Raw genomic sequence first — 13,198 nt, 5'->3', positions numbered from 1 at the left:
GAGGCGGTGGGCCCGAAGAGCGTTGAGTCGTGAGGCCGTGAACCCGGGAGACGCTGAGCTACGGAGACGCCGGGGCCGGGAGGCGTTGGGTCCGGGAGGCGCTGTGCCGGGTGGTGGTGGGCCCGGGAGGCGCTGACCCCGAAAGGCGGTGAGTCGGGAGGCGTTGTGCTGGGAGGCCGTGAACCCAGGAGGCGCTGAGCCATGGAGACGCCGGGGCCGGGAAGCGGCGAGCCCGAACGGCGCTGTGCCGGGACGCCGTGGACCCGAAAGGCGCTGAGCCGGGACGTCGTGGACCCGAAAGGCGCTGTGCCGGGACGCCGTGAAGCCGAAGCGCGCTGTGCCGGGGCGCCGTGGACCCGAAAGGCGCTGTGCCGGGACGTCGTGAACTCGAAAGGCGCTGTGCCGGGACGCCGTGAAGCCGAAGCGCGCTGTGCCGGGACGCTGTGAACCCGAAAGGCGCTGTGCCGGGACGCCGTGAACTCGAAAGGCGCTGTGCCGGGACGTCGTGAACTCGAAAGGCGCTGTGCCGGGACGCCGTGAAGCCGAAGCGCGCTGTGCCGGGGCGCCCTGAAGCCGAAACGTGCTGAGCCAGGCAGACGCCGGGGCCGGGAAGGTGCCCGGCCCGTCCCGCAGGCGCCGGGTACGACGCTCAGCGACCGTCCGTGCGACGCTGAGCGACGGCCCGGGAGCGCGCGCTGACTTGGGCGCTACCTCCGGGTACTCTCAACGCGATATGAGCACCGAGAACCTTCCCCAGAGCCCTGAGCAGCCGTCGCGCAAGCCGCGCGTGGCCGTCGTGTTCGGCGGGCGCAGCTCCGAACACGGGATCTCCGTGGTCACCGCCGGCGCCGTCCTCAAGGCCATCGACCGGACGAAGTACGACGTCCTGCCGATCGGCATCACCGTGGACGGCCGCTGGGCGCTGACGGCCGACGAGCCGGAGCGGATGGCCATCACCGACCGCCGTACCCCCAGCGTGGCGGAGCTGGCGGAGTCGCACGAGGGCGGCGTGGTGCTCCCCGTCGACCCGGCGAACCGCGAGGTCGTCTACAGCGAGCCCGGCTCCGTGCCCAAGGCGCTCGGCGAGGTCGACGTCGTCTTCCCGGTGCTCCACGGCCCCTACGGCGAGGACGGCACCCTGCAGGGCCTGCTGGAGCTGTCCGGCGTGCCGTACGTCGGCTCCGGCGTGCTCGCCTCGGCCGTCGGCCAGGACAAGGAGTACATGAAGCGGATCTTCACCTCCTACGGGCTCAAGGTCGGCCCGTACCTGGTGATCCGGCCCCGCGAGTGGGCCCGGGACGAGTCCGCCGCCCGCAAGCGGATCATCGACTTCGCCGGAGAGCACGGCTGGCCGCTGTTCGTGAAGCCCGCGCGCGCGGGCTCGTCCATCGGCATCACCAAGGTCGACGACCTGTCCGGCCTGGACGAGGCGATCGCCGAGGCGCAGGCCCACGACCCCAAGATCCTGGTCGAGGCGGCCGTACGCGGCCGTGAGATCGAGTGCGGCGTCCTGGAGTTCGAGGACGGCCCGCGCGCCTCCGTCCCGGCCGAGATCCCGCCGCCGGACGCGCACGCGTACTACGACTTCGAGGCCAAGTACATCGACTCCACGCCCGGCATCGTCCCGGCCCCGCTCACCGAGGAGCAGACCGCCGAGGTGCGCCGGCTCGCCGTCGAGGCGTTCGAAGCGACCTCCTGCGAGGGCCTGGTCCGCGCGGACTTCTTCCTCACCGAGGACGGCGAGTTCGTGATCAACGAGATCAACACCATGCCCGGCTTCACGCCGATCTCGATGTACCCGCAGATGTGGCAGGCGAGCGGGATCAGCTACCCAGAGCTGGTGGACCGCCTGGTGCAGGCGGCACTGCGCCGCTCGACGGGGCTGCGCTGACCCCGTCGGGTCTCATCCCCGCATGGAGGCGATCCCCTTCGGGATCGCCTTCTTCACGGCCGGCGCCAGGTCCATCAGCACCTGGGCGCTGTCGTCCGGCCCGGACAGCTTCTTCGGCAGGGTCACCTGCACGTACGCCCGGCGATTGGACGTGGTGAACCGCCAGGTGCCGTCGTCCCGCTTCTCCATCAGCCAGTCGACGCCGTTCACCCCGCCGCCGATCGCGTTCGGGTCGTCGCCCTGCGCCACCTTGGCATCGACCATCTTCGGCGGCCGGACGATGCCGCAGCGCAGTATGATCGCCGGGCTTCCCCAGGCCGCCGTGTAGGCGGACCGGGGCTCGGGGTCGGCGCGGGTCTGCCCGTCCACCTTCCGCGGCAGGGCCTTGTCCAGGTCCCGGCAGAGCGGGGCGGTCCGCGCGTCAGGGGTGGGAACCGCCACGGTGTCGCTGTCGTCTGCCGTGGAACAGCCCGCGACCGCGATGAGCAGGGCCGGCGCGAGCAGGGCGAGGGGCCGGTGACGGAAGATGTTCACCGGCCAAGCGTAGACGGGGGCTACAGATGCACCACCGGACAGGTCAGGGTGCGCGTGATGCCGTCCACCTGCTGGACCTTCGCGACCACCATGCGGCCGAGCTCGTCGACCGTCTCGGCCTGGGCCCGCACGATGACGTCGTACGGCCCCGTGACGTCCTCGGCCTGGAGCACTCCAGGGATCTTGCTGATCGTCTCGGCGACGGTCGACGCCTTGCCGACCTCCGTCTGGATCAGGATGTACGCCTGTACCACGGAACCTCCAGGGCGGCCACGAGGATCATGTGGGGAAAAGGAACGCCACGGTATCGCGTCGCCGCTCCCCGAGGGGAGACCTGCGGGAACCGGGCTTGCGCGCCAGGGTGCAGGCACGACGGAAGTTGACGGTCACCTCGACCGTATCGGGGACACTGGTGACGCGCGACCGGGCGTGGCAAGGCACAGAAGGGGCTTGAGGCAATGAAGGGCACAGTGGGTGAGCTAGGTGAGTTCGGGCTCATCCGGGAGCTGACCTCCCGTCTCACCACCACCCCGGCGGTCCGGGTCGGCCCCGGCGACGACGCCGCGGTGGTCGCCGCGCCCGACCGACGGGTGGTGGCGAGCACCGACATCCTGCTGGAGGGCCGGCACTTCCGCCGCGACTGGTCCACGGCCTACGACGTCGGCCGCAAGGCCGCCGCGCAGAACCTCGCGGACATCGCCGCCATGGGCGCCGTACCGACCGCGCTGCTGCTCGGCCTGGTCGTCCCGGCCGAGCTGCCGGTCACCTGGCCGACCGAGCTGATGGACGGCCTGCGCGACGAGTGCCAGGTCGCGGGCGCCTCCGTGGTCGGCGGGGACGTCGTACGCGGCGACACGATCATGGTGTCGATCACCGCGCTCGGCGATCTGCGCAACCAGGAGCCCGTCACGCGCGCGGGTGCCCAGCCCGGCGACCTCGTGGCCGTCACCGGCTGGCTGGGCTGGTCCGCGGCCGGGTACGCGGTCCTCGCCCGCGGTTTCCGCTCGCCCCGCGCGTTCGTGGAGGCCCACCGGCGCCCCGAGCCGCCGTACCACGCGGGCCCGGCCGCCGCCGCGCTCGGCGCCACCGCGATGTGCGACGTCAGCGACGGTCTGATCGCCGACCTCGGGCACATCGCCGAGGCCAGCAAGGTCCGCATCGACATCCGCTCCGGCGCGATCGACATCCCCACGCAGATGAACGACATCGGGCAGGCCGTCGGCGTCGACCCGCTCCAGTGGGTGCTGACCGGGGGGGAGGACCACGCGATCGTGGCCACCTTCCCGCCGGACGCCAAGCTCCCGGCCCGCTGGAAGGTCATCGGCGAGGTCCTCAACCCCTCCGCGCTGCCCCAGGTGACCGTCGACGGGGCGCCCTGGACCAGCAAGGGCGGCTGGGACCACTTCGGGGACATCGAGTCATGAGCGCCTCCGCGGCGCCGCCCAGGGTGCTCACGGTGGCCGGCTCGGACTCCGGCGGCGGCGCCGGCATCCAGGCCGACCTGAAGACGATGCTCGCGCTCGGCGTGCACGGCATGAGCGTGCTCACCGCGGTCACCGCGCAGAACTCCGTCGGGGTGCAGGGCGCCTGGGAGCTGCCCGTGGAGGCCGTCCGGGCCCAGTACCGCAGCGTCGTGGACGACATCGGCGTCCAGGCCGTGAAGACCGGCATGCTGGCCTCCGCCGAACTGGTCGAGGCGGTGGCCGAGTTGATCTCCGGCACGGACGCACCGGCCGTGGTGGACCCGGTCGGCGTCTCCAAGCACGGCGACCCGCTGCTGGCCGCCTCCGCCCTGGACTCCGTACGGACGAAGCTGCTGCCGGTGGCGACCGTGGCCACCCCGAACCTCGACGAGGTGGCCCAACTCACCGGCGTCCGCGTCCAGTCCGAGGACGATCTGCGACGGGCCGCCGCGGCCGTGCTGGAGTTCGGGCCGCGCTGGGTGCTGGTCAAGGGCGGACACCTGGCGGGCGACGCCGTGGACCTGCTCACCGACGGCTCCGAGGTCCACCTGCTGCGGGCGCCGCGCCACGACAACCGGCACACCCACGGCACCGGCTGCACCCTCGCCTCCGCCATCGCCTGCGGCCTGGCCAAGGGACAGCCCGTGCCGGAGGCGGTCGCGACGGCCAAGGAGTACGTCACCGGAGCCATCGCCGCCGGGTTCGCCCTCGGCGCGGGGATCGGACCCGTGGACCACGGGTGGGCGCTCGAGCGGGGCACCCCGGAGGGGCAGGCGGCGCACCCCTGACGGCCGGTCGGGGGGCGCTCCCGGGTTCAGGGGGCGGGGTACTCCCTGAGCTCGATCGCGGTCGCCGCCCGCTCCGTCAGCCGCTTGAAGAAGCCGGCCAGCAGCCGTGAGCCGAGCAGCCGGTACATCCGGTCCCGGCTGCGGATGCGCCGCTCGGTGGCCGGGGCGAAGAACGGCCCCGCGTTGCCGGAGATCTTCTGGCAGCCCTTGGCGAAGTCCCGGATCCGGCTCTCGTAGGCGGCCAGCGCGGCCCGGTGATCACCGCCCGCCACAGCCAGCTCACCGGCGAGGACATAGGCGCCGACGATCGCCACACCCGTGCCCATGCCGCCCATCGTCGCCCCGTACCCGGCGTCCCCGAGCAGCGCCACCCGGCCCCTGACGAGACGGTCGACGTGGATCTGCGCGATGGCGTCGAAGTACAGGTCGTCCGCCTCGGCGAGGCCCTTCAGCACGGCGGGTGTCTCCCAGCCCATCCCGGCGAACCGCTCGGCGAGGATCCGTTTCTGCGCCGCGACGTCCCGGCGGTCGTACCCCAGCCGCTCGGACCGGAAGACGAGCAGGGCGCCGGCGCGCTCCGGGTCGCCGTCGTAGTTGTTCAGGCCGACACAGCGGCCAGGTTCGCTGTAGAGGCGGCCGGTGCGGTTCAGGCCCAGGTGGTTGGGGAGGGTGAAGCCGGCCACGTAGTGGTCGAGGAAGCGCAGGTGGCGGGACTCGTCGCCGAAGACCAGACGGCGGGTGCGCGAGTGCAGGCCGTCGGCGCCCACGACGAGGTCGAAGCGGCGCGGCGCGCCCCGCTCGAAGGCGGCCTCGACGCCCCGCGGGGTGTCGGTCAGCGCCGTGACGGAGTCGCCGAAGACGTACTCCACCGAGTCCTTCGTCCGCTCGTACATGATCCGGGCCAGATCGCCGCGGAGGATCTCCACATCGCCGCTCATCATCTGCGCGGGCAGTTCCACGCGCGGGGTGCCGTCGGCGGCGACGACGCTCTGGCGGCCCATGCGCGTCTGGTGGGCGTGGACGTCGTCCCAGATGCCCATCGCGGTGAGCACCGTACGGTGCACGTGCCCCCGGAAGTCGACGGCGAAGCCGCCGGCGCGCAGGGCGGGCGCCTTCTCCACGACCGTGACACGGGCGCCGTAGCGGGCCAGGTTCAGGGCCAGGGCGGGGCCGGCGACGCCGGCGCCGGAGATCAGGACGGACAGGTGGCCGAGGTGGTGTGGCTGCGTCATGCCGGCCACTGTCTTGGGCCCCGCTCACCGTCCCCTCACCGTTCGCTGACCGCCGCTGACCGCAGCCGCCGGCCCCGCTCGTAGGCCTGGGTGTAGGCCTCGGGGGACAGGCACGCGCGTGTGCGTTCCGTTGTCCGCGCGACGTCCGGGTCCCCGGGCAGGGGCGCCCCGCGCAGGCCCGCGGCGGCGCCGAGGAGTTCGGCCGCCCGCTCCGGGCGCCCGGCCACGGCGGCGAGCGCGTCGGCGACATCGGCGAGCAGGAGCCCGTCGGACGACTCCAGGGCCTGTGCGCGGGCCTGGGCCAGCCAGTCCCGCGCGGAGTCCGGGTCGCCTTCGGCGGCGGTGGTGCGGCCCAGCCCGATGAGGATCCGCACCGTCTCGCCCACGCTGAACCACGTGGCCGCGCAGGCCTCCAGGGCGTTCTCGTAGTGCACGCGTGCGCGTGCCGTGTCGCCGCCCAGCCGGGCCACGTCCCCCAGCCCGCGCAGCGCACCGGCCACCTTGTCGGTCGCCCCTGCGGTACGGGCCAGAGCGGCGGAGCGCGTGAAGTGCGCGGCGGCCTCCTTCGAGGCGCCCTGGGCGAGCAGCACCACCGCGCGCGTGCGCAGCAGATCGGCGGTCTCCTCCGGCGCGTCCAGTTCCCGGACGTGCACCAGCCCCTCGTCGAGCAGGGCCAGCGCCCTCGCGTACGCGCCCCGGCCGTACGCGAACCCGGCCAGCGGGTCGAGGCAGTTGGCCATGCCCCAGCGGTCCCCCGTCCCCTGGAAACCCTTCCACGCGCGCGTGAAGCCCGCTTCGGCGGCGGCGGCCCGCCCCGCGAACAGCGCCTGGTAGGCGAGGCCGAGATCCAGCAGGGCCAGGCCCCACGGCTCCCGGTCGAGCTGCACGCGCACGCGGTCGTCCGCGCTCAGCCGGGGGCCGCCCGTGAGGGACCACAGGACCACCGTGAACGGCAGCCGCAGCGGACCGTCCAGCGAGGCCATGAGGGTGGCCGCGCGGGCGGTCAGGCCGGGGTCCTCCGGCTCGTCACCGCGCCCGGAGACCGCGTTCATCACGCACAGCGCGTACTCCTCGGCCAGGCCCGGCGGCGGCTCGTCGCCGACCGCCGCGAGCAGGGCCCGGGCGCCCGGCACGCGGTCGCCGTGCAGGCCGCGCAGCCGCCGGAACCAGGTCAGCGCGGCCGTCAGCCGCAGCGCGTCCTGGGGAGCCGTCCCGGTCAGATACCGCAGGGCCGCGTCGAGATTGCCCTGCTCGGCGGCCAGCCGCCGCAGCCAGGGCAGCTGCCCCCCCCCCCGCGCAGGAACGGCTCGGCGTGCTCGGCCAGCCGCAGGAAGTAGGCGGCGTGGGCGGCGCGCAGTCGGCGGAGATCGGTGGACGGCTCGGCGGGCGTGGAGCCGGGACCTCCGGGCGCCGTGGGCGCGGTGCCCGGCTGTCCGGGATTCGTGAGCGACCCGGCGGCGAAAACGCGGATCGTCTCCAGCATCCGGTAGCGCCCGTCGGACACCTCCAGGAACGACTTCTCGACCAGGGAGGCCAGCGGGTCCTCCGGGTACGGCACCCCGCAGACGGCCGCCACGGCGTCCAGCGTGGCCCCTCCCGCGAAGACGGTCAGCCTGCTCGCCAGGTCCCGTTCCTCCGGGTCCAGCAACTCCCAGCTCCACTCCACCACCGCGCGCAGCGTGCGGTGCCGGGGCGGCTTGGCCCGGTCCCCGCGCGTGAGCACCCGGAACCGGTCGTGCAGCCGGTCCGCCAGCTCGTCCACGGAGAGCGTGCGCAGCCGGGCCGCCGCCAGTTCGATCGCCAGCGGCAGCCCGTCCAGGGCCCGGCAGATCTCCGGCACGCGCGCGTGGCCGTCGAAATCGGGCCGCACCGCCCGCGCGCGGTCCAGCAGCAGCCGTACGGCCGGTTCCTCGGGCAGCGGCGGCACCGGCACCAGCACCTCGCCCGTGACGCCCAGCGACTCCCGGCTGGTCGCCAGGACGTGGACCCCGGGGCAGGCTCCGAGGAGCAGCGAGGCCGTGCGCGCGGCGGACTCGACCAGGTGCTCGCAGTTGTCGAGCACCAGCAGCACCTCGCGATCGGCCAGCGCGGCCAGCAGCCGGTCCAGGGCGTCCGTGGCCGGGCTGCGGAAACCGTCCCGCACCCCGAGCGCCGCCAGCACCGCGTACGGGATCCGGGCGCCGTCGGTCAGGGGCGCGAGTTCGACCAGACAGACGTCCGCGGCGCCGGCGGGGCGGGCCGACGGCGACGGTGTGCCGGGGTGCGCCGGGGACCTCGTGGCGTTCCCGCCCGTCCGGGCGCGGGCCGCCTCCAGGGCGAGCCTGGTCTTGCCGACGCCGCCGGGGCCCGTCAGCGTCACCAGGCGGGAGTCGGTGAGGGCGCGGTCGATCCGGGCCAGTTCCGGTTCGCGGCCCACGAAGCGGGTGAGCTGGGCCGGCAGACGGGGCCGGGGCGGGGTGTCCGTCCCGTCCCGGAGCAGCTGGAGGTGGAGCGCGGACAGGGCCGGTGACGGATCGGCGCCCAGCTCGTCGGCGAGGCGGCGCCGCGCCTCCTCGAACACCGCGAGCGCCTCGGCGGACCGCCCGGCGGCGTGCAGGGCCCGCATCAGCTGCCCGTACAGCCGTTCGTCCAGCGGACGTGCCTGGAGCAGGGCACGCAGCTCGGGCACCAGCTCCGGCCCGCCCCCGGTCCCCAGCTCGGCCTCGATCCGGTCTTGCAGGACGGCCAGCCGCAGCTCCTCCAGCCGGGCCCGGTCGGCGTGCGCGTCCGGCAGGTCGGGCAGCGCCGGTCCGCGCCACAGCGCGAGGGCGTCCCGCAGGAGGGCCGCCGCCCGCGGATGATCGCCGGCGGTGAGCGCCGTACGGCCCTGCGCGGCCAGGCCCGCGAAACGGTGGACGTCGACCGCGTCCGGGCCGACGGCGAGGGCGTAGCCGGCGGGGACGGCGTCGATGCCGGCGTGCGGCGCCAGCCGCCGGCGCAGCCGGGAGATCTGGGACTGGAGCGCGCTCATGGCCCCGGCGGGCGGCTCGGCACCGTACAGGCCGTCCAGCAGGCGCTCCACGGACACCGCGCGGTCGGCGTCGAGCAGCAGCAGGGTGAGCAGGGCACGGGGGCGGGGGCCGCCGGGGTCGAGGGAGGTGCCGTCGTCGGTGCGGATCTCGACCGGGCCCAGGATGCCGAAGCGCATTGTGTGGATTCTGGCAGGCCACGGCCGTTTTCGGGTACGGCAAAAAGCCGGCCCACCCGGAGGTGGACCGGCTCAGTGCAGCGAACCAGCAGGTAGTGGCCGCGCGCTCAGCTGAAGCGTCAGCGCGAGACCTTGCCGGCCTTGATGCACGAGGTGCAAGCGTTCACGCGCTTCGGCGTCCCGCCGACCACGGTACGCACACGCTGGATGTTCGGGTTCCAGCGGCGGGACGTACGGCGGTGCGAGTGCGAGATGTTGTTGCCGAAGCCCGGCCCCTTGCCGCAGACGTCGCAGTTGGCAGCCACGGGTCACTCCAAAGACTTCAGATGCACTTACGGTTAATCCCGGCATGCCGGGATCGAGATCCTAAGACCTGAATCTTGAGTGGCGCTGCCAGGGGAACGGCCCGATCGGATCGGGCAACCGGAGCAGCATACAACGGCTGCGTCCGTACAACGAAACTACCATGGCGACCCGGGTCCCCGCCCCGGCCCTCTTCCGGAGGGCACCGGTCCGGGGTCTACGCTGCGTCCCACGTCAAGCCAGCTCAGGGAGGCGCAGGTGACGCAGGTGCCGCAGACGTTCCTCGATGCTCTCGCGGTGCGCACCTGGTGCGGTCTGGCACTCCGGGCACTGGGGAGAGCCCGTGAGGAGATCGACGCCATCAACGTCTATCCGGTGGCGGACGGCGACACCGGGACCAACCTGTACCTGACCGTGGAGTCGGCGGCGACGGCCGTCGAGGCGGTGTTCGCCGGGTACGAGACCGGCTCCGGGGAACCCGCGCTCGCGGACGCCGTCCGGGCCATGGCCCACGGGGCGCTGATCGGGGCCCGGGGCAACTCGGGGACGATCCTGGCGCAGCTGCTGCGCGGGATGGCGCAGGCGCTCGCGGACGCCGGTGACACCTCTCACATCGACGGCCCGGGGCTGCGGCTGGCCCTGCGCCGGGCCGCCGACTCCGCCCGGCAGGCCGTCGCCCACCCCGTCGAGGGCACCGTGCTCACGGTCGCCTCGGCCGCCGCCGACGCCGCCGAGGGAGCCGAGGGCGACTGCCGGACGGTCGCGCGGGCCGCCTACGAGGGAGCGCGGGCGGCCCTCGCGGCGACCCCGGGCCAGCTGGCCGTGCTGGAGCGGGCCGGCGTGGTCGACGCGGGCGGCCGGGGGCTGGTGGCGGTGCTCGGGGCGCTGGTGGAGGCGTTCACGGGGGAGGCGGTACGGGAGCCCGCGCCGCGCGAGCTTTCGGTGCGCGAGTCCCCGCCGCGGGAGATCCCGCCGCAGCAAGCCGTGTCCGCACCCGCGCCCCGTTCCGACGGCGCGTGCGGGGCGGCCCCCGAGCGGTGCGCCGACGCGGCCGGAACCGGCGGACCCGCGTTCGAGGTGACCTACCTCCTGGAGGCCGACGACGCGGCCGTGGCCCGGCTGCGCACGCGGCTCGACGCCCTCGGTGACTCCCTGGTCGTGGTCGGCGGCGACGGGCTGTGGAACGTCCATGTGCACGTCGACGACGCCGGCGCCGCCGTGGAGGCCGGCGTGGAGGCGGGGCGGCCGTACCGGATCCGGATCACCCACTTCGGGCTCGGCGATGTGCACACCGGCCGGGAGCGCCCGCCGCGCGAGCGCGCCCAGCGGGCGGTCGTCGCCGTCGTACCGGGCGAGGGGCTGGCCGCGCTGTACGCCGAGGCGGGCGCCACCACCGTCCTCGCGCGCCCCGGTGAGCCACCCGCCAGCGGAGAGCTGGTGCAGGCGGTACGTCGAGCCCACGCGCGGGAGGTCGTGCTGCTGCCCAACGACGCCGACCTGCGCCACACGACCGCCGCCGCGGCCGAACAGGCCCGCACCGAAGGCATCCGCGTGGCCCTCATCCCGACCCGCTCGGCGGTCCAGGGCATCGCCGCGCTCGCGGTGCACGAGCCGGGGCGCCGGTTCGACGAGGACGTCGTCCAGATGACCTCGGCGGCGGGCGCCACCCGGTACGCCGAGGTCGTCGTCGCCGAGCGCCAGTCCTGGACGACGGCCGGCATCTGCCAGGCCGGGGACGTGCTGGGCCTGATCGACGGCGATGTCGCGGTGATCGGCGCGGACGTCACCGCCACCGCCCGCACCGTCCTGGACCGCATGCTCCAGGCCGGCGGTGAACTGGTCACGCTCGTCGTCGGCGACGAGGCGCCCGAGACCGCCGCCGCGCAGCTGGAGGCACGCGTACGGGAGTCCTACCTGGCCGTGGACACGGTGGTGTACCGGGGCGGCCGGCAGGGCGCGCTGCTGCTCATCGGCGTGGAGTGACGGCGGCGGTGCCGTGGGGGAGTGACGGTGCGCAGTGCCGGCCGGACGCGGCGGTGACTCAGTCCCGTTCGGCGTCCTCCCCCTCCTGTTCCCGCGCCGCCTCCAGCTGTTCCCGTGCCGCCTCCAGCAACTGGGCCGCCTCCGCCCGCAGGACCCTGGCCGTCTCGTCCCGCTCGTCCACGCCCGCGTAGGCCGCGAGCACCCCGCGCGCGCGTGCCGCCGCCCGCGCCGGACGGCCGAGATCCGCCTCCAGCCGGCCCGCGGCCAGTTCGGCGCCGGTACGGCTGTGCAGCCCGGCCGCGCCGAGGGTCGCGAACACCGCCACGGCCCGGGTCATCCGCTCCAGCGCCGCCTCGGACGCGGCCCGGACCGCCGCGTCCTCGGTCTCCTCGGAGGCCGAGCGGGCCAGCAGCTCCGCGAACTGCCGGTAGGTGCCGCCCAGTTCGGCGACCAGCTCCTCCCGGTCCGCCTCCGCCTCCGCTGCCGCGAGCGCCGTCTCGCACTCCCGTACCGCCTGTGCCATCAGCGCACGGGCGCCCGCCGTCCCCGGCTCACCGTCGAGGGCGAGCCAGGCGCGGGCACGCAGCGAACGGACCAGGAACGGGGTGTTGCCGAGCGCGCGCCACAGTTCGCCCGCGCGCGCGTACGCGCGCTCCGCCTCCGCGTGCAGCCCGGCGTTGCCCAGTGACTCGGCGGCGAGGTGGGCGAGCGTGGCGTGGTCCTGCTGCTCGGGCCAGTGCCGGGCGAGGTCGGCGGCCTTCAGCCGCTGTTCGGCGGCGGCCCGGTGCTCGCCCAGCTCGCCCAGGCAGTCCCCGAGCCACCAGCGCGCCTGGACGACCGTCCCGTCGCCGTGCGTGTCGGCGCCGAGGTCGGCCAGCGCGGACTCCAGCACCTCGGCGGCCTCCGCGTACCGGCCCTGGCGCAGCAGGAACCCGCCGAGCTGCTGCCGCGCCCAGGCGCCCAGGGTGCCGCTCTCACCGGCCTCGTCGGCCCAGTGCGCGGCCTCCAGCGCGTGCTCGGCCGCCTCACCGGGCGCGTCCCGGCCACCGAGCACCTCGGCGAGCTGAAGGTGCAGCTGGGCCCGCCCGACCGGCTCCACGTACGGCGCGCCGTGCTCCAGGGCCGCCCGCAGCGCCCGCTCGGCCCCGGTGAGGTCACCGGCCTGGTGGGCCAGGGCGGCGACCTGCACGTCGTACTCGACCGCGAACCAGGGCAGCCCGGCGGCCACATAGGCGCCGGCGGCCCGCCGGAACGACTCCGCCGCCCGTCCGGCGTCCCCGGTCACCCCGGCCAGCTCGCCGAGCATGGCCCACGCCTCGGCCCCGCGCGCCGCCAACCGCACGTCGCCGTCGCCGCGCCCGTCGACGAGCGCCAGGACCTCCCGCGCGGCAGCCTCGGCCGCTGCGACGACCCGCCCGGCATCCGCTCCGGCCTCCACGCCCGCCGCCTCGTGCACCCGGCGCATCAGTACGCGTGCCCGGCTCATCGCGACCGACGCCGTCTGGCGTACTCCGGTGCCCTCGTCGGCGTACAGGGCGAGTACCGCGTCGTACAGGGACGTGACCGTGGCGAGGGCCGCGTCCAGCTCACCCGCCAGGGCCCGGATGTACGCCCCACGCGCGCGTGCCGCCAGGGCCTCGCCGGGGTCGCCCGCCTCCGCGTACAGGGCCGCCGCTCGTTCGAACAGCCCGAGCCCCTCCGGCCCCCGGGCCATCGCCTCGTGGTCGGCGATCTCCGCGCGGTCGCGTGGCGTCAGGCCGGTGCCGTCCCCCGCGGCCCGTGCGACCGCCGCCCAGGCCTCCAGCGCCCGCGGCCGC

At 74.9% G+C, this 13,198-nt stretch carries 10 protein-coding genes and 1 pseudogene; 4 read left to right on the top strand and 7 right to left on the bottom strand.

What is annotated here, in order from left to right:
- Window positions 1-733: 733 nt before the first annotated feature.
- On the top strand, window positions 734-1,891 hold the full coding sequence (locus ABZV94_RS27590; protein WP_356344877.1) for a D-alanine--D-alanine ligase family protein: 1,158 nt from the start codon (window positions 734-736) through the stop codon (window positions 1,889-1,891).
- 12 nt (window positions 1,892-1,903) lie between these two features.
- On the opposite strand, the gene ABZV94_RS27585 is transcribed toward ABZV94_RS27590, so the two are convergent.
- Entirely contained in the window at window positions 1,904-2,425 is a 522-nt protein-coding gene (locus ABZV94_RS27585) for a DUF3515 domain-containing protein (RefSeq protein ID WP_356344875.1), read from the bottom strand.
- Between the two features lie 20 nt (window positions 2,426-2,445).
- Complete coding sequence (locus ABZV94_RS27580; protein ID WP_030649166.1) at window positions 2,446-2,679, bottom strand: Lrp/AsnC ligand binding domain-containing protein; 234 nt, start codon at window positions 2,677-2,679, stop codon at window positions 2,446-2,448.
- Between the two features lie 204 nt (window positions 2,680-2,883).
- On the opposite strand from ABZV94_RS27580, the gene ABZV94_RS27575 reads away from it, so the two are divergent.
- Together ABZV94_RS27575 and thiD are read left to right on the top strand one after the other, a co-directional pair.
- The gene (locus ABZV94_RS27575) at window positions 2,884-3,849 is read left to right on the top strand and encodes a thiamine-phosphate kinase (RefSeq protein ID WP_030649164.1); all 966 of its coding nucleotides are present in this window, start codon (window positions 2,884-2,886) and stop codon (window positions 3,847-3,849) included.
- Entirely contained in the window at window positions 3,846-4,676 is an 831-nt protein-coding gene (gene thiD, locus ABZV94_RS27570) for a bifunctional hydroxymethylpyrimidine kinase/phosphomethylpyrimidine kinase (protein ID WP_356344872.1), read from the top strand. Before ABZV94_RS27575 ends, thiD begins: the two co-directional genes overlap by 4 nt.
- Before the next feature lie 26 nt (window positions 4,677-4,702).
- Here the strand turns inward: thiD and ABZV94_RS27565 are convergent, their stop codons facing one another.
- The 4 genes from ABZV94_RS27565 to rpmB form a co-directional block, all read right to left on the bottom strand.
- Window positions 4,703-5,908 carry an FAD-dependent monooxygenase gene (locus ABZV94_RS27565; protein ID WP_356344870.1) on the bottom strand — a complete coding sequence of 402 codons (1,206 nt, stop codon included), beginning with the start codon at window positions 5,906-5,908 and terminating at the stop codon, window positions 4,703-4,705.
- 35 nt (window positions 5,909-5,943) lie between these two features.
- Window positions 5,944-7,041 carry a tetratricopeptide repeat protein gene (locus ABZV94_RS27560; RefSeq protein WP_356344868.1) on the bottom strand — a complete coding sequence of 366 codons (1,098 nt, stop codon included), beginning with the start codon at window positions 7,039-7,041 and terminating at the stop codon, window positions 5,944-5,946.
- Between the two features lie 83 nt (window positions 7,042-7,124).
- Window positions 7,125-9,095 (bottom strand): BTAD domain-containing putative transcriptional regulator, encoded by a 1,971-nt coding sequence (locus ABZV94_RS27555; protein ID WP_356344866.1) that lies wholly within the window; start codon window positions 9,093-9,095, stop codon window positions 7,125-7,127.
- Window positions 9,096-9,214: 119 nt separating this feature from the next.
- Entirely contained in the window at window positions 9,215-9,400 is a 186-nt protein-coding gene (rpmB, locus tag ABZV94_RS27550) for a 50S ribosomal protein L28 (protein WP_003993230.1), read from the bottom strand.
- Between the two features lie 256 nt (window positions 9,401-9,656).
- Between rpmB and ABZV94_RS27545 the strand changes: the two genes are divergently transcribed.
- Window positions 9,657-11,381 (top strand): DAK2 domain-containing protein, encoded by a 1,725-nt coding sequence (locus ABZV94_RS27545; protein WP_356344864.1) that lies wholly within the window; start codon window positions 9,657-9,659, stop codon window positions 11,379-11,381.
- 58 nt (window positions 11,382-11,439) lie between these two features.
- Here the strand turns inward: ABZV94_RS27545 and ABZV94_RS27540 are convergent.
- Window positions 11,440-13,198 (bottom strand): annotated as a pseudogene (locus ABZV94_RS27540) (tetratricopeptide repeat protein); the annotation flags it as partial.

The organism is Streptomyces sp. NPDC004658, assembly GCF_040609555.1.
Classification (GTDB): Bacteria; Actinomycetota; Actinomycetes; order Streptomycetales; family Streptomycetaceae; genus Streptomyces.
Note: the sequence above shows the minus strand (reverse complement) of the source record. Positions and strands in the feature narration are given on the sequence as shown.

Coding starts and splice junctions, on each gene's coding strand:
- thiD (WP_356344872.1), top strand. CDS start 3,846: ATGAGCGCCTCCGCGGCGCCGCCCAGGGTGCTCACGGTGGCCGGCTCG.
- ABZV94_RS27565 (WP_356344870.1), bottom strand. CDS start 5,908: ATGACGCAGCCACACCACCTCGGCCACCTGTCCGTCCTGATCTCCGGC.
- ABZV94_RS27575 (WP_030649164.1), top strand. CDS start 2,884: ATGAAGGGCACAGTGGGTGAGCTAGGTGAGTTCGGGCTCATCCGGGAG.
- ABZV94_RS27590 (WP_356344877.1), top strand. CDS start 734: ATGAGCACCGAGAACCTTCCCCAGAGCCCTGAGCAGCCGTCGCGCAAG.
- ABZV94_RS27555 (WP_356344866.1), bottom strand. CDS start 9,095: ATGCGCTTCGGCATCCTGGGCCCGGTCGAGATCCGCACCGACGACGGC.